The organism is Nostoc sp. GT001 (genome assembly GCF_030382115.1).
Classification (GTDB): domain Bacteria; phylum Cyanobacteriota; class Cyanobacteriia; order Cyanobacteriales; family Nostocaceae; genus Nostoc.
In genome coordinates, this window is record NZ_JAUDRJ010000003.1 from 1551264 (window position 1) to 1574086 (window position 22823).

The 22823-nt window shown below is 41.2% G+C and carries 22 protein-coding genes and 2 pseudogenes; 11 read left to right on the forward strand and 13 right to left on the reverse strand.

From position 1 onward, the window contains the following. Window positions 1–48 precede the first annotated feature (48 nt). The 3 genes from QUD05_RS09245 to fabI all read right to left on the reverse strand — a co-directional run bounded on the left by QUD05_RS09245 (window position 49) and on the right by fabI (window position 2829). Window positions 49–1032, reverse strand: a complete 984-nt coding sequence (locus tag QUD05_RS09245; protein WP_289795798.1) for an ABC transporter ATP-binding protein — start codon at window positions 1030–1032, stop codon at window positions 49–51. Between the two features lie 240 nt (window positions 1033–1272). Continuing rightward, on the reverse strand, window positions 1273–1914 hold the full coding sequence (gene hisB, locus QUD05_RS09250) for an imidazoleglycerol-phosphate dehydratase HisB (RefSeq protein ID WP_289795799.1): 642 nt from the start codon (window positions 1912–1914) through the stop codon (window positions 1273–1275). A gap of 138 nt (window positions 1915–2052) precedes the next feature. After that, a complete protein-coding gene (fabI, locus tag QUD05_RS09255) occupies window positions 2053–2829 on the reverse strand; it encodes an enoyl-ACP reductase FabI (protein WP_289795800.1) in 777 nt (258 codons plus the stop codon). A gap of 379 nt (window positions 2830–3208) precedes the next feature. Here fabI and ntcA point away from each other — a divergent pair, with 379 nt between their 5' ends. From ntcA to QUD05_RS09270, 3 genes are all read left to right on the forward strand, one after another. After that, complete coding sequence (gene ntcA, locus QUD05_RS09260; RefSeq protein WP_017652326.1) at window positions 3209–3880, forward strand: global nitrogen regulator NtcA; 672 nt, start codon at window positions 3209–3211, stop codon at window positions 3878–3880. Window positions 3881–4048: 168 nt separating this feature from the next. Continuing rightward, window positions 4049–5539: a DUF3084 family protein gene (locus tag QUD05_RS09265; protein WP_289795801.1), complete on the forward strand. Its 1491-nt coding sequence runs from the start codon at window positions 4049–4051 to the stop codon at window positions 5537–5539. Between the two features lie 149 nt (window positions 5540–5688). Beyond that, window positions 5689–6144 carry a pre-16S rRNA-processing nuclease YqgF gene (locus tag QUD05_RS09270; RefSeq protein ID WP_289795802.1) on the forward strand — a complete coding sequence of 152 codons (456 nt, stop codon included), beginning with the start codon at window positions 5689–5691 and terminating at the stop codon, window positions 6142–6144. 68 nt (window positions 6145–6212) lie between these two features. Here the strand turns inward: QUD05_RS09270 and QUD05_RS09275 are convergent, their stop codons facing one another. Beyond that, entirely contained in the window at window positions 6213–6476 is a 264-nt protein-coding gene (locus QUD05_RS09275; RefSeq protein WP_118171445.1) for a DUF3146 family protein, read from the reverse strand. A gap of 879 nt (window positions 6477–7355) precedes the next feature. Here QUD05_RS09275 and QUD05_RS09280 point away from each other — a divergent pair. From QUD05_RS09280 to QUD05_RS09310, 7 genes are all read left to right on the forward strand, one after another. Continuing rightward, the gene (locus tag QUD05_RS09280) at window positions 7356–7556 is read left to right on the forward strand and encodes a heavy-metal-associated domain-containing protein (protein ID WP_099104264.1); all 201 of its coding nucleotides are present in this window, start codon (window positions 7356–7358) and stop codon (window positions 7554–7556) included. Window positions 7557–7830: 274 nt separating this feature from the next. Beyond that, on the forward strand, window positions 7831–8697 hold the full coding sequence (locus tag QUD05_RS09285) for an aldo/keto reductase (protein ID WP_289795803.1): 867 nt from the start codon (window positions 7831–7833) through the stop codon (window positions 8695–8697). Window positions 8698–8958: 261 nt separating this feature from the next. Then, a complete protein-coding gene (locus QUD05_RS09290) occupies window positions 8959–9759 on the forward strand; it encodes an EndoU domain-containing protein (RefSeq protein WP_289795804.1) in 801 nt (266 codons plus the stop codon). Window positions 9760–9799: 40 nt separating this feature from the next. Continuing rightward, complete coding sequence (locus QUD05_RS09295; RefSeq protein WP_289795805.1) at window positions 9800–10339, forward strand: GNAT family N-acetyltransferase; 540 nt, start codon at window positions 9800–9802, stop codon at window positions 10337–10339. 83 nt (window positions 10340–10422) lie between these two features. Continuing rightward, on the forward strand, window positions 10423–11199 hold the full coding sequence (locus QUD05_RS09300; RefSeq protein WP_289795806.1) for an SAM-dependent methyltransferase: 777 nt from the start codon (window positions 10423–10425) through the stop codon (window positions 11197–11199). Window positions 11200–11291: 92 nt separating this feature from the next. After that, window positions 11292–11636 (forward strand): cupin domain-containing protein, encoded by a 345-nt coding sequence (locus QUD05_RS09305; protein WP_289795807.1) that lies wholly within the window; start codon window positions 11292–11294, stop codon window positions 11634–11636. 21 nt (window positions 11637–11657) lie between these two features. Then, window positions 11658–12149, forward strand: a complete 492-nt coding sequence (locus QUD05_RS09310) for a hypothetical protein (protein WP_289799930.1) — start codon at window positions 11658–11660, stop codon at window positions 12147–12149. Between the two features lie 29 nt (window positions 12150–12178). On the opposite strand, the gene QUD05_RS09315 is transcribed toward QUD05_RS09310, so the two are convergent. Both QUD05_RS09315 and QUD05_RS09320 read right to left on the reverse strand, forming a co-directional pair. Further along, window positions 12179–12877, reverse strand: coding sequence for a Crp/Fnr family transcriptional regulator (locus QUD05_RS09315; RefSeq protein WP_289795808.1), 699 nt, complete (start codon window positions 12875–12877; stop codon window positions 12179–12181). Between the two features lie 2 nt (window positions 12878–12879). Then, window positions 12880–14283 (reverse strand): amidase, encoded by a 1404-nt coding sequence (locus QUD05_RS09320; RefSeq protein ID WP_289795809.1) that lies wholly within the window; start codon window positions 14281–14283, stop codon window positions 12880–12882. A gap of 209 nt (window positions 14284–14492) precedes the next feature. Between QUD05_RS09320 and QUD05_RS09325 the strand changes: the two genes are divergently transcribed. Next, complete coding sequence (locus QUD05_RS09325) at window positions 14493–15950, forward strand: hypothetical protein (protein ID WP_289795810.1); 1458 nt, start codon at window positions 14493–14495, stop codon at window positions 15948–15950. Window positions 15951–16089: 139 nt separating this feature from the next. On the opposite strand, the gene QUD05_RS09330 is transcribed toward QUD05_RS09325, so the two are convergent. The 7 genes and pseudogenes from QUD05_RS09330 to QUD05_RS09360 all read right to left on the reverse strand — a co-directional run. Then, window positions 16090–16734 (reverse strand): hypothetical protein, encoded by a 645-nt coding sequence (locus tag QUD05_RS09330; protein WP_289795811.1) that lies wholly within the window; start codon window positions 16732–16734, stop codon window positions 16090–16092. A 165-nt stretch (window positions 16735–16899) separates the two neighbouring features. Continuing rightward, window positions 16900–17727: a type I methionyl aminopeptidase gene (map, locus tag QUD05_RS09335; protein ID WP_289795812.1), complete on the reverse strand. Its 828-nt coding sequence runs from the start codon at window positions 17725–17727 to the stop codon at window positions 16900–16902. Window positions 17728–17980: 253 nt separating this feature from the next. Further along, the gene (locus tag QUD05_RS09340) at window positions 17981–18505 is read right to left on the reverse strand and encodes a plastocyanin/azurin family copper-binding protein (protein WP_289795813.1); all 525 of its coding nucleotides are present in this window, start codon (window positions 18503–18505) and stop codon (window positions 17981–17983) included. 135 nt (window positions 18506–18640) lie between these two features. Further along, a pseudogene (locus tag QUD05_RS09345) lies at window positions 18641–19675 on the reverse strand (group II intron reverse transcriptase); the annotation flags it as partial. 106 nt (window positions 19676–19781) lie between these two features. After that, window positions 19782–21020 carry an HNH endonuclease gene (locus QUD05_RS09350; RefSeq protein ID WP_289795814.1) on the reverse strand — a complete coding sequence of 413 codons (1239 nt, stop codon included), beginning with the start codon at window positions 21018–21020 and terminating at the stop codon, window positions 19782–19784. Next, window positions 21017–21568: a reverse transcriptase/maturase family protein gene (locus QUD05_RS09355; protein ID WP_289795815.1), complete on the reverse strand. Its 552-nt coding sequence runs from the start codon at window positions 21566–21568 to the stop codon at window positions 21017–21019. Before QUD05_RS09355 ends, QUD05_RS09350 begins: the two co-directional genes overlap by 4 nt. 511 nt (window positions 21569–22079) lie before the next feature. Continuing rightward, window positions 22080–22646 (reverse strand): annotated as a pseudogene (locus tag QUD05_RS09360) (reverse transcriptase N-terminal domain-containing protein); the annotation flags it as partial. Window positions 22647–22823: the final 177 nt, after the last annotated feature.

Below are 22823 nucleotides of genomic sequence, written 5' to 3' on the forward strand. Positions count from 1 at the left end.
GGGTTTTCTTCTTCAACCCAGTCGACAATTTACTATTTGGCAACAAGACTAATTTAATAAGTTGTTTTTTCTTTGGATTTGTTGAATAAAAAATTCTTCTAGGGAGTGACGTGATAAGTTCATGGCGATAATTTTACCTTCCATGAGACGAAGACTGGCAAGAAAATCATAGTAATCATCTTGTAGTGTACCGTGCCAGGAACCATCAGGCTCAAATATGAGGGTGGGTATCCATTTTTTGAGAATTTCCCAGTCACCACCTTGACCTTTTACTTGATATGTGTTCCTACCGCCTAAGAGTTCATTGAGCGAACCAGAGCAAATTAGTTCACCTTGAGCGAGGATGGCAATGCGATCGCAAATCTGTTCTACTTCACTCAGAATGTGACTATTAAAAAAAATCGTCTTCCCAGCGGCTTTGAGCGCCAGAATAATTTCCCGCATTTGGTAGCGTCCCACCGGATCAAGCCCAGACATTGGCTCATCCAGAAAAACTAAATCTGGCTCGTTAATTAGTGCCTGTGCCATCCCAACACGCTGTAGCATTCCTTTGGAATAGCGGCGCAGCAGTTTTTTACGGGCATCGGCTTGGGATAAACCGACTAATTCCAGCAGTTGGGGAATGCGTTGGCGTTGGACACTCTGGGGAATTTGGAATAGTCCAGCGGCTAGCTGCAAAAATTCCCAGCCAGTGAGATAGTCATAGAGATAGGGATTTTCTGGTAGATAGCCGATATGTTGCTTAACATTGCGATCGCCTATGGGTTTACCCAACAACGATCCTCGTCCAGAGGTGGGATGAATAATTCCCAGCAATAATTTTAAAAGGGTGGTTTTGCCAGCACCGTTTGGCCCCAGCAACCCAAAGGTTTCGCCTTTGTAAACCGTTAAAGAACAGTTTTTGAGAGATACGACTTTTTGATTTAGCCAAAAACCGGTGCGATAGACTTTTCGCAACTCAGAAGTTAGAACTACTGGCGGAGTGTCTGTCGTATTAAGTTGAGAATTAGGGTCATCTGCAACAGACTTCATCTCGGTTAAATCACTATTTATCAGCTTGGTATTAATTAAAAATTACCCGGTAGGCTGATAATAACCATCAACAACTTGTGTGTCAATTATCGCGAACTGAGGACTGGGGAAGAAGCAAGGGAGCAGGGGAGGCAGGGGAGCAGGGGAGCAGAGAAGTTGCAGTAAGTTTTTTCCCCTCTGCCCCTCCGCATCTCTGCCTCTTTTCGATGCCCAACCTCCAATGCCCAATTTGACTCCTTTTCATAGAACTCCCTTAGAACTGGGAATTAAGCCAGCACGTCGGGGATCAATTTCCACCGCCTGGCGTGTTGCTCTTGCAAAAGCTTTAAATGTCGCTTCAATGATGTGATGGGAATTAATGCCATCCAGTTGCCGAATGTGCAGTGTCATCTGGCTATGGTTTACCAGTGCCACAAAAAATTCTCGCACCAGTTGAGTGTCATAGGTTCCTACCCGCTGAGTAGGAATTTGCAAGCCGTAGCTGAGGTGAGGCCGTCCAGAAAAGTCTAGCGCTACCTGAACTAAGGCTTCATCCAGCGGTGCAAGAAAATTACCAAAGCGGACAATACCTTTTCTGTCGCCTAGTGCTTGGTTAAAAGCTTGCCCTAAAGTAATGCCTACATCTTCGTTGGTGTGATGATCGTCAATTTCCCAGTCTCCCTTGGCTTGAACATCTATATCAATCAGCCCGTGGGAGGCAATTTGATGCAACATATGATCCAAAAACGGAATACCTGTTGCTGCTGTACAAGTTCCTCTACCATCCAGGTTGATGGTGACTTGCACATTAGTTTCACCAGTGGTGCGGTGAACAGTGGCAATGCGAGGGGTTTGGGTTGAGCGATCGTAGTTTGAATTAACTTGGCGATTGGTTGTTTGCATGGGGAGTGGAAAGAGTTAGGAGTTAGGAGTTATGAGTTAGGAATTAAGAACTATGAGTTATGAGTTATAAATTTTTAACTCTTAACTCCTCATTCCTCACTCCTAACTTTCTTACTCCTAACTCCTAACTTTATCGCGTCACATTCCCATAATTTCATATCCTGCATCTACATAGAGAATTTGTCCGGTAATTCCACTGGACAAATCACTACACAAGAAAGCCGCAGCGTTGCCCACTTCTAACTGAGTGACGGTGCGTCGTAGGGGAGCTACTTCTTCTACATGATGAATCATATCTAAAATCCCACCCACTGCTGAAGATGCCAAGGTACGGATGGGGCCTGCGGAGATGGCATTCACGCGAATATTTTGCGGCCCTAGTTCAGCAGCTAGGTAACGCACACTCATTTCTAACCCTGCTTTGGCAACTCCCATAACATTGTAGTTTGGGATTGCTCTGACACCGCCTAAATATGTCAAGGTGACGATACTACCTCCCTCTGTCATCAAAGGTTTGGCTGCACCACTTAACTGCACCAGCGAGTAGGTACTAATTTCTAAAGCGGTGTTGAACCCAGAACGAGAGGTTTGGCTAAAATCTCCACTTAAATCGTCTTTGCTAGCAAAGGCTAGACAATGGATGAGGATATCTAGCTTTCCCCACTGTTCGCGGATTGTCTCAAAGGTAGATTTAATTTGGTCTTCATCTTGGACATTACAGGGAAGAAACAAGCTGGGGTTGAGAGGTTCTACCAACTCCGCAACTTTTTTCTCCATCTTGCCGCGTTCATCCGGCAGGTAGGTAATGCCCAGGTTTGCTCCAGCTTTGTGCAGTTGTTGGGCGATGCCCCAGGCGATCGAGCGGTTATTGGCAATACCTGTAACAAGGGCATTTTTTCCAGTCAGATTTAGCATAAAAATTGTTAATGCGATCGATCATTAGGAGCATACTAGAATCTGAGGCACGTTTAGTCTTTGTTTTATACAGGATTGACAAAAATGAATATTGATAAGGGTGTTTGCTGTGACAAAAATCTTGATTTTTTATAAAGATATTCTCAAGATATCTTTATTTGTTCTTCAAAAAACCTTTTGAATACAGCTATTGGAACTACTTATCAACAATTAGTAGCTGAAAGGATCAAGAATTATGTATCATTGTAAACAAAGAGTTATGAAGAGATTAGTTTGAGTATAGGAAAGTACAGAAAGGTTGACGGTGCTTTATTCATTTTTCGGGTGTATTCTTAGGTAATCAGTTTTTGTTTTTCCGGCATTGGGTAGGGGAAGGGAGATGATCGTGACACAAGATAAAGCCCTAGCAAATGTATTTCGTCAGATGGCGACCGGGGCGTTTCCGCCAGTTGTGGAAACGTTTGAACGCAATAAAACGATCTTTTTTCCTGGCGATCCTGCCGAACGAGTTTATTTTCTTTTGAAAGGTGCTGTTAAACTTTCCAGGGTGTACGAGGCAGGAGAGGAAATAACGGTAGCGTTGCTGCGGGAAAATAGTGTTTTTGGTGTATTGTCATTGCTGACAGGAAATAAGTCGGATCGGTTTTACCATGCGGTTGCATTTACGCCTGCGGAATTACTGTCAGCACCAATTGAACAAGTGGAACAAGCACTCAAGGAAAATCCAGAATTATCAATGTTAATGCTGCGAGGTCTGTCTTCGCGCATTTTACAAACAGAGATGATGATTGAAACTCTTGCCCACCGAGATATGGGTTCTAGGTTGGTGAGTTTTTTGTTAATTCTTTGTCGGGATTTTGGCGTTCCTTGTGCAGATGGGATCACTATTGATTTGAAATTATCTCATCAAGCGATCGCAGAGGCAATTGGTTCAACTCGTGTTACCGTTACTAGGCTATTGGGAGATTTGCGTGAGAAAAAGATGATTTCTATCCACAAAAAGAAGATTACTGTGCATAAACCTGTTACCTTAAGTAGACAGTTCACATAAAAACAATTGGAGAAAGGGGAATAGGCGCGTGTTCTATTTTGAAAAATGACACTAATAGCTAGAGGTAAATCTAAAATTGAATAATTTCAGCTATTGCCAATTTCCACTTCTTTCCAGAGAATACTTAAAAGTAGTAGGCTGTATCTGGAAGGATTTCGGTAGCTAAAGATGACCACCGGATACATCCTCATCGCAGCAATTTTGATTCTGGGAGGCGTAATTGCCACCGTGGGCGATCGCATCGGCACACGAGTTGGCAAAGCCCGCCTCTCACTTTTTAAGCTTCGTCCGAAAAACACCGCGGTACTAGTAACAATTTTTACTGGTGGTTTGATTTCAGCATCAACTTTAGGGATTTTATTCGCTGCTGACGAAGGTTTGCGAAAAGGAGTCTTTGAGTTAGAAGATATTCAAACAGACCTCAGACAGAAACGGGAACAGTTAAAAACCGCAGAAACTCAGAAAAGTCAGGTAGAGGGTGAGCTAAACCAAGCAAGAATTGCCCAAGCAAAGGCACAACAGGACTTGCAGGCAATTAATCAATCCTTGCAGGCGGCAAATGCCAAACAAAGGCAAACACAAGCTCAGTTAAACCGCACCATTAGTCAACAAGCCCAAACTCAAACTCAACTCCAACGCACTCAAGGTCAGCTAGGACAAGTTGTAACTCAATACCAAAAAGCCATAGCTGAATTGCAAAGTGTTTATAACCAGAGAAAGGAACTACAGGCGGCAGTTGAACTATTGAAGACAGAACGTCAAAGACTGTATGCGGAAGCGAAAAAAGCCATTGACGAAGCTAAAACAGCAATTGAAAAACGCGATCGCGAACTTGCTAACCGTCAAGAAGCTATAGAAGCGCGCGATCAAAAAATTTCCCAACTGGATCAACTAATTCAAAAACGGAATGTAGAAGTTGCAGCACGAGAGCAAGTGATTGCCAAGCGGGAATCTCGCCTCAAAGAGTTGGAAGCACAACAGGAGCAACTAGAACAGGAAGTTGCAAGGCTGGAAAAATATTATCAGTCCTACCGCGACCTGCGTCTGGGTAAGCTAGCCTTAGTTCGTGGTCAAGTTCTGTCCGCGGCTGTAATTCGTGTTACCCAACCTGCTGCTGCTCGTCAGGCCGTGATACAACTTTTACAAGAAGCGAATCGCAACGCCAACCTGGAATTAAGTGAGCCTGGTGCAAATCCTGCCAATGTAGAATTACTGCGTGTGACCCAGGATAGAGTTGATCAATTAAGCAAGCAGATTGGCGATGGTAAAGAATACGTCGTGCGAATTTTCTCTGCTGGTAATTACGTCAGGGGAGAAAAGCAGATAGAATTTTTCGCCGATACAGCCCAGAATCAACTGGTTTTTTCGGGAGGCGCGGTGCTAGCCACGACTACTGCTGATTCCAAGACTATGACATCTTATCAGTTACAGCAGCGGCTAGAAATACTGATTTCTGCTTCCCAATTTCGTGCCCGTAATGCCGGAATTGTCGAAAATGTGCAAGTAGAGGGGACTTTTCTGCGTTTTGTCAGCCAATTAAGACAGTATAATCAACTCTTGGAGATCAAAGCGATCGCAGCAGAGGATACTTATACAGCCGGGCCATTGAGAGTAAAATTGGTGGCAATAGTCAACGGAAAAATTATTTTTAGTACTTAAAAAATTATTTGCACGCTGTTATTAGTAAGATTTAAACATATTGAACAACAGCCAGAATAGTTGCTGTAGCTGCATTTTTATTTAGCAGACACTACGCATAGCAAGATCCCTGTAAGGGTACATTTCTAATTTTTAATTTTTAATTTATTATGAATTTCCGCGAATTTTCAGCAACGCAGCCAGTCATATTGGGGTTTGATCCAGGTCGAGATAAGTGTGGTTTAGCGGTGATGGGACTCGATCGGCAACTGTATTATCATCAAGTCGTGCTAGCAAAAGAGGCGATCGCTAGCATCGAGACATTGCGTCAAAAGTTTCCGATCTCTTTGATGGTCATGGGCGACCAAACTACAGCCAAACAGTGGAGACAGAAATTATATCAAGAATTGACAGAACCGTTGAGTATTATTTTAGTGGATGAGCGCTACACAACCTTAGAAGCACGCGATCGCTATTGGCAAATGTTCCCGCCCAAAGGGCTAATCAAGCTATTACCACAGGGTCTACGACAGCCTCCAAGACCCATAGATGACATCGTTGCCATCCTCTTAATCGAAAGATACTTAAATCGCCTCACAGAATCAACACTAAGCAGTCAGGAGTGAGGCATTAGATCATTAACTCCTAACTCCTAACTCCTAACTCCTAACTCCTAACTCCTAACTCCTAACTTTTAAAGTTCCGCCCGAATCGTAAAAGCATAGTCTCCTCCAGGCTCTAGCTGATAATCTTGTTGCTCCAAAAATCGACCGAGGGGTTCTTTGATTAAGGCGCGGCCTTGGGAAGGCTTGACGGCAAGTTCTCCCCGGCGAAAATGCCACTGGAAATGCCACTCAAACTCACCCGCATTCACTTCGCCTTCTAGGAAGCCGTGTTGCCAGGATTGGCGGGTAATTCTGACATGGGCAATGGTTTCTGGCAGACGTTTTGCACTCACAATGCTTTATGTCAAGTGTGGAATAACAGCCGATGATGTAGGCTACTTATTTTATTTACCAAACATATCTTAATTAGACAAACTGACAAAGTGGGTATTTGTAGTTGACTAGGTTGTGTTTATAAGTAAGATGACTTCAGCATCTTGAAGTTGCATCACCAATAGCGTAAGCAAGCTAGGCGTAGCGTCTTCTAGAGAAGCATTAGCGAGTTTTACTTCGAGGGTCATAGTTCGTCATAGAGATTGGAAAATAAATCAAACAAGAAATGCTAATTTTTTCGTTGCTTCTAGCGATCGCATTTTAACTACTGGTATATTTCAGGAATCGTTCTCTAGCTTAAATACCAAAATTAGCAGCGTCCAACACTCCTGTCAGAATTGTGTCACAGAAAGTCTTTATTGCGAAGCCCACAGTATATTTATGTCGCAAGATAGCTGTTTTTTGAATCTATATGTACTCCAAATGTTGGGCAAAAGTACCTGAAGCATACAATAAATTAGAAACTACAGATAAAAAGGTTTCGTGAATTACCCATAGACGCTTGTACGATCGGACAGTATTACAAGAACAACTACGTCAAACAGCAACGCCTAGAAAAACAGAGTGAATGTCTTGTGGAGTCTTCAGAATAAACGAAACAAGCGGCTTTTTATAACTTAGTAGTGCTAAGTGCATTTTCATAAAAAATTTTATAAATTTTGGTATGTTATTTTGGTTTTTCTGCCTAAATATTTTGTCAATAACGATTTAGATATAACTATGATTTATTACTATTTCTGTGATGAGAAATCCCTAACTCAAGTAAGATGTGCGTTCACTCTTAAAATCGATATTATATTTATTAAATGTAAATTTTAGTTTACGTAATGAGGTAAGTAATGGCAATTCAATTGAAAGTTCCAGATATTAAAGGTGATGAGTGCGCCAAGAAAATAACTAAATCTATTCTGACTATGGAGTCTGATGCCAAAGTAGATGTAAACGTTGATACTAAAACTGTAACTGTAGATGCTGCGGCTTCTGAAGAGTCAATTAAACAGATGGTTCAATCTGCTGGTTATACTATAGAGGGTTATTAATTAAATTTCTAAATTTTCTAATAAATTTAGAGAAAATAATTTAACCAGCACAATTAATTAATGATATTTACGTCCGTTTTCCGGGCGTAAATATTAATAAGTTAGTCTACTTGATTGCAACTATTTCTCCTCTGAGAGCATGGCAAAAGGATATAAATATTGGTAGACATCAATAAAAATTAAATTCACTTATCCTCAAGTCTAAGTACTAGGGAGGATTTCTAATGAATAACTAGCTGATAGATAATTGGGACAGAAAACTATAGCTAAAAGCATGGAAACCAAACAGCTAGGAAAAACTGGTATATTTGTAAGTGCGATTGGTTTGGGTGGTATGCCCATGTCAATTTCTAATCGTCCTCCCGAATCGGAATCAATCCAAGTTATTCATCGTGCTTTGGATTTGGGTATTACATTTATTGACACTGCGGACTCTTACTGCAAAGATGAGTCAGAAAAGCATCACAATGAGCAGCTGATTCACAAGGCACTTAGTAATTACAAAGGCGATCTTAGCCAAGTGATTGTAGCAACGAAGGGCGGATTGATGCGTCCCGATGGCAACTGGACAAGCAACGGCAATCCAGAACATTTGCGCCAAACAATTCGCGACAGTTTTGAAGCGTTGGGTGGTGCTAAACCCATCGATGTTTGGCAATACCATTCTCCCGATACTAATTACACCATTGAAGAATCCCTTGCGCCAGTTAAAGAAGCAGTAGAGGCTGGTTTGATTCGGTTTGTGGGAGTTTCTAACTTTTCTGTTGAACAAATTAAGCGGGCGCGCGATGTGGTGGATATTGTCTCGGTGCAGAATCAATACAGCCCTTGGCAACGACAGCCAGAAAATGATGGCGTATTAAAATATTGCGAACAGCAAGGATTGACTTTTTTACCTTGGAGTCCCTTTGGTGGTAGGCGTCGCCATCAGGGATTGCAAGATATTCCTGCGATCGCTAAATTAGCTAAAGAAAAAGGCGTGTCAGTGTACAATATCGTTCTGGCATGGTTGCGTTCCAAATCGCCCGTTATTTTGCCAATTCCTGGCGCTAGCAAGGTCTCTAGCATTGAAGACTCAGCACAAGCTATAAATGTGAAACTATCTGATGAAGAAGTGCAAAAAATTGATGGGGCAACTTAATAATTCATTAACTAACGTAGATTTAATGAAAGTTGCCAAAAATTAACGGGCCACGTTTAGTTAGTTTAAGACAGGGTAATCAATAATTTAAAATTCCAAGCCAACAGACTTTTAAAGAACTTTATCAACCCGGTTTATTAAAAAAACCGGGTTTTTTATAAAGTATGCTATTCCTTAAATGAAACTTGATGTAGTATTGCCATGTAAGTAATTCATCGAAAATTTATGCAGCCAAATTCTCTAACCACTAGGTCAAAGCAGATGATAAATTTGTTTGTTTTTTTGCTACTGGTTTCCTCATTTTGCTGGCAAAATTCAGTGAAGGTTCAGGCTCAGTCAAATATGCAACTTCTGCCGTTTTTTGATAATGTCGATAACCCCGTTCCTGTTCGCTTTCCCGCAGGGCAACAGGTAGATATCACGCCACCTCCACCGCTGCTCAATCCTTTTGACAAAGCTATACTAAAACTCTGCGGCCCTATTGGTACAAGAGTTAGTCCTAATAATTTTAAACAATTGTTATCTTATTACCCAGATGTCTTGCAGAAAATTCAGCAAGTTAGCGGCGGTGAGCTGCGTCCTGGACGTAGGAATAAGGCACAATTCCTTGAAGATTTAACAAATATTTGGTTCCAACGTCAGGGATTTGAACATATATTTTGTGGCGAAATATATAACACCAAAGATATTGGTGGCTTGCATTTTTACGGCAGATATTTACAGTTACAAAATGAAGGCATAGGCGGACGTTTGCCAAATAATCAAGGACGAGAGGAAGTTATTTCTAATGTAATTTATACAATGGGTGTAGTAATTAAACAGAAAAATCGTACAGTAACAGATGTCATTAAAGGCTATGGCTATCTCAGTAATGCCGAAGAAATGCTTTTAGATGCCACCAAAATATTTAAACTCCAAGGTAATAATCAGGGAGCATGTATTTATAATGTACGTGACCAAGAAACGGGAAAATCCTTCCCTACAGTTTTTGTAAGTAAAGAAAAAGCGATCGTTACCTATTATCCCGATGCTACTCCTCAAGGTGCAAAATGTAAAAGTTAAAATTATGAGATTGCTTGTACTAAGCCCATAGAGAAAATACATGATATTAGAAACACACCGCTTGCTAATGCGTGATTTTATAGAGGCAGACTGGCAGGCGGTTTTTACTTATCAATCTGATCCTTTGTACTTGCGTTACAACTACTGGACGCAACGCACACAGAAGGATGTTTGCGAATTTATCCAGATGTTTATCAATCAGCAAAAAGAGCAACCTCGGACTAAGTTTCAGTTAGCTATTGTCCTCAAAGAAGAAAATCGGCTGATTGGCAATTGTGGTATCCGTGTAAATGACCCGGAAATGCGGGAAGCAAATATCGGCTATGAACTAAATACTCAATATTGGGGACAAGGTTATGCAACAGAAGCAGCAGAGGCAATTTTAAAATTTGGCTTTGAAGAACTGGGAATGCATCGGATCTGGTCTTGGTGTGTTGCAGAGAATGTTGCTTCTGTAAGGGTATTAGAAAAAATTGGTATGCGTCGTGAGGGTCATCTGCGGGAAAAAGAGTTAATCAAAGGCAGATGGTATGACAACTTTCTTTACGCTATCCTTGACCACGAGTGGAAAGCAAAGTAATCCTGCTTCTATGAGCTACCTCAGAGACAATATCATAAATTACTGAGAAATTGAGGGTAAGACAAGTTCAGAGGGTCACAGACATGACCAACACTATCCTCAATTTCCAAACAGCTACGGGACACGAAGTATTAGCAGCAGCGGGTAAAAAATATCTCCGTCCTGGTGGACGAATAGCCACCGATAAATTATTTCAGTGGGCAAACTTTCAGCCTGGAGAGACAGTTTTAGAGCTAGGTTCTAGCTTTGGATATAGTGCGATCGCTTTAGCAAAAAGCTACCATGTCAAAGTAGTAGGCGTTGAAAAAAATCCTGATAGTGTAGCTTGTGCGCGTGCTAATATATGCGCTGCTGGGTTAGAAAATCAAGTCGAAATAATTGAAGGTAATATTTTCAACCTAGAGGCAATCTCAGGAAAGTTTGATTATGTATTGGCAGAAGCTATTCTCACAATGCAATCTCCATCGGGAAAAGCCAAGATTTTAGCTGAAATTCATAATCGGCTCAAACCGGGAGGTAAATTTCTCTCCCATGAACTGTTTGCCAGTGATAAAGAAGAACAAATTCATGCTGACTTAGCAAGAGTAATTCGAGTTAATTCTACGCCACTATCAGAATCCAACTGGATTACGGCTTTTGCAACAGCAGGATTGCAAGTAGAGAAATGCCAAACTGACTCAATGAATTTATTGAATTTAGGGCGGATATTTCAAGATGAAGGTTTTTTTAACACAACTCGAATTTTGTGGAATATTTTGACGCAGAGAGATATCCGCAACCGGGTTTTAGAAATTCACCAAGTTTTTCATAAATACCAACACGAATTAGGCTACATCATTTCGTGTGCGGTTGCCCAGTAAAATAATTTATTCACTAAAACCATCGCCTGATAAATACTGATAATCATTCAAGGATTATTAGCCTTGCTTACGGTTCATCATCCTAAAATACTATGACCAAAATCATAACTAGCCCATCTTTTATTACTCAACTACGAGAACAAATTGAATATCCCAACGCGGGAGTTTTCAGTAAAGTACTGCTGAAAGATAACGCTTGTCAATACACTTTATTTTGCCTAGCAGCTAACACTGATATTTCTGAGCATACCTCTATTCGGAATGCCACCATCAATGTAATTGAAGGCAGAGGTCTACTCACTTTATCTGGAGAAGATATTGTACTTGAACATGGGATTTTTGTCTTTATGCCTGCGAACGCACCTCATGCCTTAAAAGCGGAAGAAAATCTGACATTTTTGCTCACACTTTCTGAGAAAGTCACAGATAAAAATTAGTTAATTATGGAGTCTAAAAAAATGCGATCGCTACTTTTAACTTTTGCTGAAAATTTAAATTTCTCTGAAACTCAGTTGGAAGAAATACTATCAAAACCTTTAACTGAAGTTCTCAATTTGCCTGCATTGCAACAAGAATTAAACAGCTTAGATACCAATTTACTTAAGGAAACTTTACCCACAGCAGGAGGAGTTTTAGCTAAGGAATTACCACCTTTTTACAACTGGCTAAAAAATGAGTTAGGAGTCAAGCGGGTTCCTGATAGTCCTGATCACACAACAACATGGGTAATTGGTTTTCTCCATAATCAAGAAAGTCTAACTCATTTGGTTGAGTTGCACCGTCCAGTACCTCGTCCGGCTTTAGAAGCTTCTATTCCCCGCTTGATAGGGATGTTTGAAGGTGTGGAAGACGCGCAAGTTCGGCAAGAATGGCAAAAAGCGATCGCAGCTCTATGTCTAGTTTTAATTGTTGCTGCACGCGAACAAGATAGAGTCGCTGTAGCAGTCTGAATTGCAGGGCGTACATCTGTACGCCCTGACTAATCTATATCTCCAGATGCGATCGCATCTAATTTCTCAGGATCAAGTATGATAATCGTCCCACCCCGGCGATAAGCAATTACTGGTTTGAGACTTTTAATTAATCGCACGCATTCTTCGTAAGTAATGCCGCTACTTCGAGCCATCCGATAATAAGATAATTTGACTTTTAAACATTCGCCTTGTGGACTAGATTCAGTTCCCGATTCAGCAGCAAAATATTGAATTAATCTCGCAAGGCGAACAATAGCTCTTTCAGAAACTAATCCGTGGACTGTTTCATGTAATTGCTGAATCCGACTGTTAAAAACCATCAGCATTCGTAAGGCAATTTCAGGGTTTTCTCCAATAGCTTTTAATAAAGCATCTCGCTCTACAGTGAGGATTTCACAATCAGATTCAGCAGTGACAGTTGCCGGAGAAATTCCATTTCCCAACAAAGCAGGAGCCGCAAAAATTTCCCCAGCAGTTAAGGCACGGAGAATTGTTTCTTTCCCCGTTGTTGCTGTTTTGGTAATTTGAATTGATCCACTGACAACAGCATAGAGTTGTGCTGGTAGGCGATCGCCTTCATGGAGAATAATCTCTCCTTTGCGATGGCGTTGCACCTGAGTGTAAGTTTGCAAACCGATCTTCTCTGCTGTTTTTAAACCTGCAAACACAATAATTTGCGAAAGTTGTTCCAGGGACGCTTGCATGATTAGCCTGATATTGCAAAGGCTGGACGATGATGAATCCAAGGGTTAGCCGCTTCTAATTGTGCTGCTAGGCTGATGATTGTGGCTTCAGCGGCAGGTTTACCAATTAGCTGCACACTGATGGGTAAACCCTTACTGTCAAAGCCGACAAGAATTGCGATCGCAGGTTGTCCAGTTGCATTTGCAGGCGGACAAGGGGCAACCCACTCAATAATATTTTGGAATGTCTCTTCTGGACTGAGCGAAGCCCATTCCCCAACGCGGATAGGTGAATGTAGATAAACTGGCAATACCAGCACATCCACGGTATCGAAAAACGCCACAATTTGCCGTGCCACTATCTGCATTTGGGAAACTGCTTGCAGGTATTCTCCAACGGAACCTGTACGTGCAAATAGCCAGCGATTCAATGGCTGCAAGGCTTCAACAGGAAGTCCTGATGCAGCTACCCCAGCTTGCCAAACGATTTGAAATGGTTCAACTAAACCGCTAAAATCTGGGGATTTTTGTTCAACGTGGTGGCCAAGTTGTTCTAATAACTGGATTGTTTGGCGGACACCTTGCTGACAGTTGGCGTCAGCTTCTCCCAAAGGAGAAATACTAGTGTCAAAGGCAATTCGCAAAGCGCCGAGTTTTGTCCCAGTTGCGGCGAGAAATGATGGTTCGGGATCTGGCAACCAGTAAGGATCGCCTGTCATGTAGCCAGATATGGCATCCAAAAGGGCAGCAGCATCAGCGACAGTCCGGGCGATTGGCCCGTTGACGGCAATTCCAGCGAGGCGTTCGCCTACGGGTGCTTTACTCACTCTGCCTCTGGATGGTTTAATTCCCACCAAACCACAACAAGCCGCAGGCCCCCGAATCGAACCACCACCATCAGAACCTTGAGCGATCGCACACAATCCCGCCGCTACCGCCGCCGCCGCGCCACCACTGGAACCGCCAGGGGTGTATTCTAAATTCCACGGATTTCTGGCTGGGGGAAAACCCGCAGGTTCACTGTAAGGAAAAGAACCTAACTCGGAAGTGGCTGTTTTACCAAGAATAGTAAATCCAGCTTGCTTAATTCTCGTTACAACACCATCATCATAATTAGGGATATTGTTCAGTAATGCCGGATTTCCATAAGTACACGTAACACCCGCTACAGCATTGAGGTCTTTAATAGAAATTGGCACGCCAAAAAATGGCGGTAGTTCTGAGGTAGTTGTTAATAATTCTGTTTTGGCTTTGGCATCTGCGATCGCTAATTCTGCCGTTACCGTAAAATAACTTCCTAATTGAGGATTTAATTGCCCAATCCGTTCTAAATATATTTCTACCAACTCTAGCGGTGATATTTCCCGGCGACGAATTAATTGCGCCAACTCTAGTGCTGGGGTAAATGCTAAATCAACTTCATTCATAGATTAGTGAATGGGTAATTTTGTCTTTCTCTGGGATTTTTAAACTGAAATTGTTACTTTAGCAGGATTTCCGGGAACTATACATTTTATAGCTCCTAAGATTTGTGACTCATTTAGGATGCTCAGATGCAATAGGCGTGGTTGTATTCTTACTCAAGCCATTTTAATTGTTTTGCATAAACTTTCGACAAATCCCTAAAGGGGTATTTATGGCTAACCTAGAAATACTTGTTAGTGAATTGCCAACACTAATTCAGAATTTAAAACTGACTATTGGCGATTCTAATCAAATAATGGAACAAATTATCCTAATCAATAATGCTCAAGAACGGTTACGGAATATTAAAAAAGTAATCGCTCAAGAATTGAAATTTGATCGCATCAATAATTCTGCGATCGCTACACTTCCTAGATTGAGCGTAGCTACTTTATTTATACCTAATTTGGGATTAGTCGATCCAGCGATCGCAGAAAAATTTGGTAACTCAGAAACTAAAATCTCATTAACTGATTTACAATCAAAAATTGATGTTTGGATTGAATGGGGTTATTTTTTGCAAGCAATAGCTACTGATATTCTCAGTGATATTCAATTAGTAAATCAACTTAATTCTGATATTATTAATTTAAGTATTCCCAAAGAATTTAAAATATTTAATAATATTTTTAAACTTGACTTAGGCTGGGGTAAAGCTAATATTTTAAGACATCAAATTGAAAAAATTAGCGATTGTCAAAAACAACTATTACAGTTACAGCAAAAATTAAATTATATTTTTGATACTATTAAAAATAGTCGCAGCTTATTAAATATTTTATTAGGTGTCTCAGCTTTTTATGGTAAATCTGGTTTCGCTTTAGAGTGGTTAGACGATGACCACGAATTAATTATATCGAGTGAGGGAAAATTTCAAGAATTGACAGATATTCTCAATGATTGTGATTCTTTCCAAGAACAAATTGCTGCTTTAATTATTCAGGGTGATACTTTAAGTCTACAGGCAGAACAAGCCTTGAAAAAGATTGAACAGGAAAGTAGTAAAGAAGCAATTATTAGCCAGAAAATAGGGATATTATCAAAGTTTTTAACACCAACAATATTACGTTCAGCTTTGATTATAACTTCAAGTTTATTAATCTTAACTTTTGGTAGTTTGAAAATTAGAGAACAAAGTCTAAGTTTAACTCAAGAAGGAAGTGCCATCACCAACTTTAAATCTGCTCAAAAACTTGGTATGGAGGCTGCTTCTTTGGTTCAAAAGCCACCGCATCCTCTAAAAGTCTGGCAACAAGCACAAAACAAATGGCATCAGGCAATCATCTTGTTAGATAGCATTCCTCACAAGACATCAGTTTATGACCAAGCAAAGAATAAATTGGCTTACTATCAGATTAACTATAAATCTATCAGTCAAAGAGTGTTGATTGAAAAGAAAGCTTTAGCAAACTTAGAGTCAGCCCAAAAACTAGCAATGGAAGCTAATTTATTTGTGCGAAATTCACCTCATTCACAACTAAGTCGGCAGCAAGCACAAGATAAATGGCAGCAAGCAATAAATTTATTACAAGCGATTCCAGAGAGTACTTTTGTTTCTGTACAGGCTAAAGAAATGCTTCCTATTTATAAAACTAATTATGCAGCTATCAGTCAAATATACCAGTACTAAAATCATTCGTTAAATATTAGATACCCGACTTCTTAAATAAGTCGGGTATCTGGACACCGTGAATTTTTGCAAATTAGATAGGATTAGTATATAGCAGTTCTCGAACAGATGAGGGATGTCCTTAAAAACTACAGCTATTTTACGGATAATTTATTGCATCATTGTTTTCTTGGCTATAGCAAAGTATGTATTCAGAATTAATCCACCCCTCTCTTCCTAAAATTCTGTTGTTTGGGCTATTAGTAACACGCACTTCAACCCAAGGTGTTGGGCGACCTTGGAGTGATACAATATCTGGTTTAAGTAATGTGATGTTGTTGCCATTATCTAAACCTGTTGTTGACTTTCCACCAGCTGTAGCACGTAAAGCTAATTGCCCTGATTGCAACCCAGTTACTTCGCAAAGTGCAGGCTGAACCTGAGCTACATTACCACTACATTTTAGGCTGCTACTACGCATCCAACCTTCTAAACCTTTTTCTTTAGGACTATCTGCATCGATAACGCTAACGTAAATCCAATTTTGAATACCTTTAGCTAGTACTTGTAACTTTGCGTCTTCATATAAATTAATTGCACCTCCATCTTCAAATTCTCCTTGCGGTTTTCTTAGGTATAAGAAAAGCGCTTCATCATGTCCTAATTTCTTGGCTTGGCAAATTACTTGCCTGTCAGCATTTTTGGGAGTTGCAGCGCTTGCTATTGGTAACAAATTAAGAGTCGAAATCCACAGATAAAATGCAACAAAAGAAATGTGAGGTATAGGTTCAAAAAAACTTGCCATTTTTGAGTAAATACGAGTGTTTTTCTTATCTTATCCGTAATAAATTTCATCGTCTAGGATAATTTCACTTACCTTTGCTAACCTCTACATTAAAAAAAATAAAGAGGCAAATCGCCCTTTTTTGACGCTTTACCTCTTTCAAAAACAAATAATTACAACTAACAGTTACACCTTAGAACGGTCAGTCAAAATCTCATAACCTGTCTCTGTCACCAAAACTGTATGCTCAAACTGAGCCGACAAAGAATTATCCATAGTGACTGCTGTCCAACGGTCAGATAATGTCCGCGTGTGTCTAGAACCTGCATTTAAAATTGGTTCAATTGCCAGCGTCATCCCCGCCCGGAGTTTAACATTTGGCATCTCACGAGTACGGTAGTTGAATACTGAAGGTTCTTCATGCAGGTTACGACCGACACCGTGCCCAGTAAATTCTTCGACTATACTAAAACCGTTAGATTTCACATGATCTTCAATTGCTCCAGCTAAGTCAAGTAGGTATACACCAGCCTTGACTTGCTCAATGCCTTTATATAAAGCTTCTTCTGCTACACGAATTAATTTAGCAGCTTCTTGCGTCACTTCACCGACAGCAATTGAAATGCAAGAATCACCATGAAAACCTTGGTAATAAGCGCCTGTATCTACTTTTAATACATCCCCAACGCGAATCACTTTTTTGGGGCTAGGAATGCCATGTACTGCTTCATTATTAATGCTGGAGCAAATAGAACCGGGAAAACCGTGATATCCTTTAAAACTTGGTGTTGCACCCATTTCGCGGATACGTTTTTCTGCATAAATATCCAAATCAGCCGTGGTCATTCCTGGCTTTACAAGCTCGGCAATTTCTTTTAGGACAGTTGCGACAATTGCCGATGATTGCCGCATGATTTCAATTTCACGTGGCGATTTGATCTCAATTCCTCGGCGCTGTTTTTTCGCAGGTGCAGGTTGAGTGGCTTGAGAAAGTAAGTTACTGAAAATGTTCATAGGAAATTAATAATTACTGGTGGCTCTGACGCTGAGGTATGAATGCTTTCTCTAGATTAATTGAGAAATAATATCTATAATTTAACACTATGGGAGTTAGTACAGTTTTATCTAAAATTGTGATGAATTGAGGGTTGAAATTTAAACGCATAGGCGCTTTGCCTTCCCGTAGGGTAGGGGCGCAAAGTTAAGCGCAGAGGTACGCAGAGAATTTAATCACCTTAATGAAATGTTGTATTTAGCTCAATTATTTTTAATTCTTGATGGCAATCTCTCCAGTCATACCTGCTTCTGTATGTCCCGGTATTGTACAACGTAAGCCATAAGTACCAGATTTTAGGGGGACAAATACCCATTCGGCTTCAGCATCGGGTTTGAGTTCTAGTTCGTGAATGGCTCCTTTGATTTCTACTTTCCCTGCTTCAACTTTTTGTGTCCAGATGCCATCGGCAAAATCTTTAGCAGTAAAATAGTGCTTCAGTTGGCTGGGATTATTAAGCTGTAGTTGATAGCGTTTACCAACCTCAAATTCCAAATGATTTGGCTCAAACTTGAGTTCGTTAGCCGCATTACCCAAGTTAATTGTAATTTCTGTAGCTGGTTGCTTGAGCAAATCAAAAGACTTATTCGCTGCCATTGCTGGAGTAGCAGCGATGAAATTTAGAGCTAGGAGTAACGTTAATATCACGTAGTTACGCCGTAATATTTGTACCCAAGTAGGAATTGTGAAACGAAGGGATTTAATTGCAATTTCGTAAAAACAGTTATAAATTTTCATCACTAATTCTCAAAAGGCAATGCTGATGAGCAAGAATAACTAATAGGTAGCGGGAAAACCACTTTACCTATTCTTTATATTATCCATGCCCAGTGCCTTGGTTGAGTCGATGGGGGATATTATTCCCCGCACCTCTCAGTTAAATCTGGGCGTGCGACTTTCACCGCACCCAGCTTCCGATGTTCTTAGCTTTGTGCTTTTGCTCATGTGCTTGTAATCGTGGCAACTCTCATGAATTGCTTCAAGATTATTCTTTTTCCAGTTGGCATGATTTCCGTCGATGTGATGTAGGTGAACCCGTTCCTCATCGATGAATTTTAAACCGCAGGAAGCACATCTATGGTTTTGCTTCTTAAGAGCTTTAGAGGTTTCGCCGTCATAGAGTTTACTGTTACGTTCACTCCAGTAGGCTGTATCTCCGTCATAGGGGGATTTAGTTCCTTTGACAGGGACGTGTTTGTGTTCGGAGTAGGGAACTGCTGGGAATGCTTTGTCTAGTAATTTCTTACTGGAGTAGCGATTTAGTTTGGTTTCCTTGTTAAATACCTTTTTTGCTCTTGTTTCGATGTGGTATAACGAGTCTCTAGCCCCGTCCATCTTACAGAACTTATGGTAATTTCTCCAACCTCTAACTACCGGGGCTAATTTCTCAGCCTTTGTGGCAGCACCATAATTCGAGTTGTTGACGATGTGTTTTACTTTCTTACGGAATGCTTTGAAGTTGTCCACTGAGGGAGTACTTCTGAACTTTCCGTTGCTCTGCACTTTGAAGTGCCAGCCGAGGAAATCAAACCCATCTGTCGCGGCGGTAACTTTGGTTTTCTTTTGGCTTACATTCATTCCGCGTTTGCGGAGGAACTCGCTGATTCTTTCAAGTATTTCTATCGCATCATCTTGGGGGCGAAGTATAATAACCATGTCATCCGCGTATCGGACTGATGGTTCGCTCATTGTCCCTTTTGCCCACCCTTCAGTTTGGTATCTGTGTATACTCTCAATCCCGTTGAGTGCGATATTGGCTAGTAATGGGCTAACTACTCCCCCTTGAGGTGTACCCTGTTCGGGGAATTCTGGGTTTACTCCAGTCTTGAGGCATCGGTAGATACCGAGTTTTAAGCCTTTGGGAGCGATGAGTTCATCCATTATCGCTGAGTGGTTAATCCTGTCGAAAGTGGGTAGCTAGCTAGCGAGGTTTCCAAGCCTTGGCTCCTTTTCTAACTAGCCCCCTCCGAACCGTGCTTACGAGTTTCCAGGTACACGGCTCTCCAGTACTCTGTTATCGCGAGACTTGTTGAGATATTGGTTTACCAGCGTGTATTGCATCATGGCATTGAGGGCAAACCATGAGAGTTTTTCTTCTACGTGCGGACATGATTTGCATCCATTGCGGTTTTTCTTTCTTGCCTTTAATTTTGAGGTCTTTAAGGGCATGAATATGGTGAACTTCAATATCACCTGTTGCCCCGCAAATCTCACATTCCGAAGCAAGAAGCCGTTTAATCAGTTCATTTCTGAACGCGGGTTTTCGCACTCGTGGCAAATCTTCTATGGTTGCTTTTAAGTTGCGTTTTAATTGTATGCCCCCGAAACGAGTTACCAAGGGTTTCTTACCTTCTACTGGGACGGTTATTTCAACACACTTTCTCCTTCCTTGTGGAAGTTTTACCGTCTTCTGGTACTTGGCGCAGATTTTGGCTACGCTAGTTTTGTGTTTACAGGCAAGGGTTTTCATTAACGAACTCCACATAACCCATTGGAGTTTACGGAGCCATGCAATGTTTTGAGCAAGGCTGTAGAATTGTACGTAGCCTCTGAGTTCTGATTGGTAAATGTTAATGATAGTAAAATCATCGTCATTTATTAACTCAGGACGATGAATGGGTTTGCCATTCCTCATATAAAGAGCGCATTTTCCTTCTACAAAACTTGCTGGGATTCTTAGTGCAGTAATTCCATTAAGTGAGCGTTTACCATTGGTATGCTTATTGTCGGAATATTGAACTAAGATTTCGTAACCTAAGAAGTTCGCTGCTTCATTTCTGGCATTAGTAATTAAGGTCTTTTCTGCTGACATTTCTAACTGAAGATTGTCGGCTAGGAATGTCTTTAGTTTTTCCTTAATTTCTTTTGCTTCTTGAAGTGAACCAATGAAACCAAGTAGAAAATCATCAGCATAGCGGACGTAATTTAGCCTTCTGTATTCTGGGTCACGGACATCTTTGGAGGGCATTTTCTGGTATTTAATCTCCAGTTGACGCGCTTTATCGAATTGTCCATTTTTCCTGTAATACCAAGCAAGTTTTACGAGCCTTGAATACTCTCGATTTTCTGCCCGACATTTACCTCGTGTATATTCTGGAATGACTGTCTGTTCGACAAAATTATCTAGCTTATCAAGGTAAATATTTGCGAGTATGGGTGAGACAATCGACCCTTGTGGCGTTCCACTCAGTGTAGAATGGTATCTCCATTGCTCACAGTAACCTGCCGTTAATAAGGTTTCAATCAATCTCAAAATCGATTATCTTGGATTTTCTCACGGAGAATTGACATTAAGATTTTCTGATCTATATTGTCAAAACAACCACGGATATCTCCTTCAATAAACCATTTGGTTCCTTGCCAAGTGCGGTCTATTACTGTTAATGCAGTATGGCATCCACGCTCTTGTCGAAAACCATGACTGCTGTTAGAAAATTGGGGTTCGTAGTACGCTTCTAATATCAAACGTATTACTTCCTGAACCAATTTATCGTTCCAAGTGGGAATGCCCAGTGGTCGCGTTTTCCCATTTTTCTTGGGAATATTAATTCGCCGTACTGGTGTCCATCGAAAACGTTCATAGCGAATATCTTCTATGAGGTTTTCAATCTTTTTGATGGACATCCCATCCACAGTCTCTGATGTAACTCCTTGCGTCATTGCCCCATTATTTTTGTAAATGCGACTGTACGCCAAGAGGTACAGGTTAGGATTGAAAAGTTGCCTGTAGACATCATCCAGAGGTAAACCACGATTTCCTCTGTCTCGGATTACACTTAAAACCGTTTCGGCGTTTCGCATCTCGCGTACCTCCCGATATAAGTGTGAAGAATACCTGTTCTCCTTTGCCATGTAAGCGGCTTTCCCGCTCTCGGACTACTATGAGAACTCTGTAACCATAGGGGTCGCCCCCGTAAGTCATCCCGCGCTTTATTAACTCGATACGTAGTAGTGTGATTTAGGTGTCCCATTCATTCGTTAAGCCATCTCATCGCTGGCTGACTCCGTTTGAAGAAGTTGTGTGGTTCAAATGTTTAAAACTACACACAAACGATTATTCCTGTTAGGCGTTGTAGGAATAGGCAATCGAATATACCGTCAGAATTAGGCTTCAGGTAGTTTAACCTTCACCCTGTCACACAAGTCTTGCCGGACTCTAGTTTTAACGCCTTCTCTCTATTTCCGGCTTTACCAACATGCGGTTGTTCCTTTTGTCTTTCGACTCTAGGTAAGTTGGTTGACTTAGAGATGTTCTTCTTAATCTCTCCCAATTTGATTGGGGATACCGCGTTAACTGTCACGGCGCACGCATCTTCTCGATATCGAGTTCGATAACTCGTTTCTCTATTCCGTTAGCGTTTGAGCTTAGGTTGCTAAAGATGTACTTTTGTGCATCATGGGCAGAGCGCCCAGTTCTAAACCCATAGCTCCTAGCGTGGAAGGTGGCTTCGTGCGCTGGTTCGAGTGCATATTTTGCGAGGCATTGCCAAGCTCTATCCGCGATGGTTGGTATCTTAAGCATTCTGGTTGTCCCGTCCTTTTTAGGGATGGGGATTTCCCGTAATCCTTGATGCTTCCAATTTCCGCTATTCATTTTCAGTAGTTCTTCTAAATTGAAGCGTTCCTCAAATGAAAGGGATTTCTTACCATCAATACCAGCCGTCTTCTTACCAGCATTTAGCTGAGATACTTGTCTAATTGCAAGAAATCGAGCCGAGGTGGATTTTAGAATAAGCTTTTGGAGTGACCTAGCTTTCCGCTTGTCTCCAACTTGAACCGCTTTGTACACGCGCTTTTGAAGGCGGAAAAGGTTACGGCGGAATTTCTTCCACGGTAAAGCTCTCCAAGATTCACTAGTATGTCTACTGTGTCTAATCATTTTCTCTTCGAGAGTTTGTGTATTCTGAACACCTCAGACCAATTACGGTCTGTCCTACCCGAATTGTGGGGATTCCTCCGCTCGTCTGGGCTACTTTGGGGTTCGACCGCCCNNNGACCCACAATTCGTTTTTATTCGTTCCCTCGGAGAGATTGATTGTTCCTTTAGGTGTAGCCA

Coding starts and splice junctions, on each gene's coding strand:
- QUD05_RS09245 (WP_289795798.1), bottom strand. CDS start 1,032: ATGAAGTCTGTTGCAGATGACCCTAATTCTCAACTTAATACGACAGAC.
- hisB (WP_289795799.1), bottom strand. CDS start 1,914: ATGCAAACAACCAATCGCCAAGTTAATTCAAACTACGATCGCTCAACC.
- fabI (WP_289795800.1), bottom strand. CDS start 2,829: ATGCTAAATCTGACTGGAAAAAATGCCCTTGTTACAGGTATTGCCAAT.
- ntcA (WP_017652326.1), top strand. CDS start 3,209: ATGATCGTGACACAAGATAAAGCCCTAGCAAATGTATTTCGTCAGATG.
- QUD05_RS09265 (WP_289795801.1), top strand. CDS start 4,049: ATGACCACCGGATACATCCTCATCGCAGCAATTTTGATTCTGGGAGGC.
- QUD05_RS09270 (WP_289795802.1), top strand. CDS start 5,689: ATGAATTTCCGCGAATTTTCAGCAACGCAGCCAGTCATATTGGGGTTT.
- QUD05_RS09280 (WP_099104264.1), top strand. CDS start 7,356: ATGGCAATTCAATTGAAAGTTCCAGATATTAAAGGTGATGAGTGCGCC.
- QUD05_RS09285 (WP_289795803.1), top strand. CDS start 7,831: ATGGAAACCAAACAGCTAGGAAAAACTGGTATATTTGTAAGTGCGATT.
- QUD05_RS09290 (WP_289795804.1), top strand. CDS start 8,959: ATGATAAATTTGTTTGTTTTTTTGCTACTGGTTTCCTCATTTTGCTGG.
- QUD05_RS09295 (WP_289795805.1), top strand. CDS start 9,800: ATGATATTAGAAACACACCGCTTGCTAATGCGTGATTTTATAGAGGCA.
- QUD05_RS09300 (WP_289795806.1), top strand. CDS start 10,423: ATGACCAACACTATCCTCAATTTCCAAACAGCTACGGGACACGAAGTA.
- QUD05_RS09305 (WP_289795807.1), top strand. CDS start 11,292: ATGACCAAAATCATAACTAGCCCATCTTTTATTACTCAACTACGAGAA.
- QUD05_RS09310 (WP_289799930.1), top strand. CDS start 11,658: ATGCGATCGCTACTTTTAACTTTTGCTGAAAATTTAAATTTCTCTGAA.
- QUD05_RS09315 (WP_289795808.1), bottom strand. CDS start 12,877: ATGCAAGCGTCCCTGGAACAACTTTCGCAAATTATTGTGTTTGCAGGT.
- QUD05_RS09320 (WP_289795809.1), bottom strand. CDS start 14,283: ATGAATGAAGTTGATTTAGCATTTACCCCAGCACTAGAGTTGGCGCAA.
- QUD05_RS09325 (WP_289795810.1), top strand. CDS start 14,493: ATGGCTAACCTAGAAATACTTGTTAGTGAATTGCCAACACTAATTCAG.
- QUD05_RS09330 (WP_289795811.1), bottom strand. CDS start 16,734: ATGGCAAGTTTTTTTGAACCTATACCTCACATTTCTTTTGTTGCATTT.
- map (WP_289795812.1), bottom strand. CDS start 17,727: ATGAACATTTTCAGTAACTTACTTTCTCAAGCCACTCAACCTGCACCT.
- QUD05_RS09340 (WP_289795813.1), bottom strand. CDS start 18,505: ATGAAAATTTATAACTGTTTTTACGAAATTGCAATTAAATCCCTTCGT.
- QUD05_RS09355 (WP_289795815.1), bottom strand. CDS start 21,568: ATGCGAAACGCCGAAACGGTTTTAAGTGTAATCCGAGACAGAGGAAAT.